At 68.0% G+C, this 853-nt stretch carries 1 protein-coding gene; it reads left to right on the forward strand.

Going from position 1 to position 853, the window contains the following annotated elements; genetic code table 11:
- On the forward strand, positions 1 to 853 hold an 853-nt coding region (locus NS220_RS18470), incomplete at both ends, for an RCC1 domain-containing protein (protein WP_369406717.1).

The raw sequence follows: 853 nt of genomic DNA on the forward strand, positions 1-853 counted from the left end.
CCGTCGCCGGCGTGTCCGGTGCGGTGAAGGTCGCGGGGGGATCGTGGTTCGGTCTCGCCCTCCTCAACGACGGGACCCTTCGCGGGTGGGGTCGCAACGGTGCCGGGCAGTTGGGTGACACCACGAACGTCAACCGGCCGACCGCCGTGACGGTGAGCGGCGTGAGCAACGCGACGGACATCGCGGCGACGTCGGTGGCCGGATACGCGGTCGTCTCGAACGGCACGGTTATGGCGTGGGGCGGAGACTACAAGGGGCAGCAGGGCAGCGGTTCCGCACAGGAGACGAACCGCTTCACGCCCGCTGCCGTGGTGGGCATCTCCACGGCGACGCGAGTCGCCGCCGCAGGACAGACCGGATATGCGCTGCTGTCGGACAAGACGGTCGTGGCATGGGGCGATGGCGAGAACGGCGAACTGGGGAACGGTTCGTCGGCGGCATCCCCGAGTGTCGTGACGGTACAGGGGCTCTCGAATGTGGCCGGCATCGGCTCCGGTTACGCGCTCAAGACGGACGGAACCGTGTGGGCGTGGGGATCGAACAGCAACGGCCAGCTCGGTAACGGCTCCACCGCCGCGAACAGCAACGTCCCCGTGCAGGTCAGCGTGCCCGCGGGGATCGCGGTCGCGGCGATCGGGGGAAGCGCCGACGGCGGGGCGCGCTTCGCGGTCACCAGTTCGTCGAGTGTGTCGGTCGACGTCGCCGATGCGCAGGTGGCGGCGGGTGTCGCCTCGGCCTGTCTCTTATACACACCGACGCTTCCGACGCTCTTACGCGTCTCGTTTTCTGTCGTCTTCTGCCCCTCTAGATCACTACCTCACCCACAACTACCACTGACGCTCTGCATCTTCCC

Source organism: Microbacterium testaceum, from assembly GCF_001476655.1.
Taxonomy (GTDB): Bacteria; Actinomycetota; Actinomycetes; order Actinomycetales; family Microbacteriaceae; genus Microbacterium; species Microbacterium testaceum_C.